Here is a 1,713-nt window from a genome sequence, read left to right as displayed (position 1 = left end):
AAATGAGCTTGCAGCTCTTGTTTATATAACTAGCATATAAAAATACCCATGTCAAGGACGCCCATTTTATAACGGGCGTATATTTATCCTTGATATTGGGTATTTTTTATGCTATTCAGGCAAACGGCCTTCGTACATAATGCTCAGTTCTCCATACACCTGAGCCCAGTTTCTTAAGGTCGTTGTCCATTTCTTCGTTGCTTCAAACGTTGAAAGGTACAGAGCTTTCAACAATGCCTTGTCGCTTGGAAATACACTTCTCTGACGATTAAGTTTCCTGTATGTTGAATTTAAACTTTCAATGGCATTGGTTGTATATATTACTTTTCGGACGGTATCTGAAAATTTAAAAATAGGCGATATCACATCCCAGTTGTCCTTCCATCTTTTCATTGAGTTTGGATACTTCGGAGTCCATTTCTCAGTTACCCTGTCTAATGCTTCGAGAGCCTTTTCTTCATTAACTGCCTGATATATTGTCTTAAGGTCTTTCGCAAAGGCTTTCATCTTTTCATTGAGTTTGGATACTTCGGAGTCCATTTTTCAGTCACCCTGTCTAAAGCTTCAAGAGCTTTTTCTTCGTTAACTGCCTGATATATTGTCTTAAGATCTTTTGCAAAAACTTTTCTGTCCTTGTCAGGTACATATTTAAGAGTGTTTCTCACCTGATGAACTATGCATCTTTGATATTCTGTGTTTGGAAAAGCTGCCGATATGGCTTCCTTTATGCCACTTAAACCATCGGCACATATAACAAGAATGTCCTTTACACCTCGGTTTTTTAATTCATTCAATACAGACAACCAGTATTTAGAACTTTCATTATCTCCAACACTTATGCTTAATACATCCTTTTTTCCGTCCACTGTAATTCCAAGAATTACATAAGCAGCAAGTTTATCTCCAACACTTATGCTTAATACATCCTTTTTTCCATCCACTGTAATTCCAAGAATTACATAGGCCGCAAGCTTTCTTATTATTCCCTCATCCCTTACAGAATAATGAATGGCATCAATGTAAACAACAGGATAAATTTCATCTAACGGTCGGTTTTGCCAGTCCTCGATTTGTGGCATTATTTTATCAGTCACATCAGAAATAAATCCTTCTGATGTTTCAAATCCATAAATGTCTTCAATTGTGTCGGAAATCTGCCTTGTTGTCATAGAAATAAATCCTTCTGATGTTTCAAATCCATAAATATCCTCAATTGTGTCGGAAATCTGTCGTGTTGTCATTCCCTTTGCGTACATTGAGATTATTTTCTGGTCAATGTCTGAAATGTCTTTCTGACGTTTTTTTACAATCTGTGGTTCAAAAGTAGAACGACGGTCCTGTGGAACATCGATTTCCATGGAGCCATAACTACTGTTGACACGCTTCGACTTGTAACCGTTTCGATAATCATCGGATTCTGAACGTTGTGATTTTGAATAACCCAAATGGTCATCCATTTCAGCTTCCATCATTTCCTTGATTGTGCCTCCAAGAAGATCTTTTAATGCATCCTGGATGTCTTCAGCTGTCTGGATGTCATATTCATCCAATAGCTGGTGGATGATGGCACGTTTGCCATCGGTCATTTGTACCTTGTGTACTTTTTTTCTTTCTCTTGCCATAATTAAGGCCTCCTATAATAATAAATTTTATCATAGAAGGCCTATTAATTATATTTAAATATTAAATTTACAGAAAAACTTTCACACTCTC

General features: G+C 36.7%; 1 protein-coding gene and 1 pseudogene. Both read right to left on the bottom strand.

The features are described 5' to 3' along the window. Positions 1 to 111: 111 nt before the first annotated feature. Complete coding sequence (locus tag ABMA45_RS09330; protein ID WP_022089623.1) at positions 112 to 507, bottom strand: transposase; 396 nt, start codon at positions 505 to 507, stop codon at positions 112 to 114. A gap of 2 nt (positions 508 to 509) precedes the next feature. Further along, positions 510 to 1,622 (bottom strand): annotated as a pseudogene (locus ABMA45_RS09325) (IS256 family transposase); the annotation flags it as partial. Positions 1,623 to 1,713: the final 91 nt, after the last annotated feature.

The organism is Eubacterium sp. CAG:156 (assembly GCF_000434315.1).
Lineage (GTDB): Bacteria > Bacillota > Clostridia > Lachnospirales > Lachnospiraceae > Eubacterium_U > Eubacterium_U album.
Note: the sequence above shows the minus strand (reverse complement) of the source record. Positions and strands in the feature narration are given on the sequence as shown.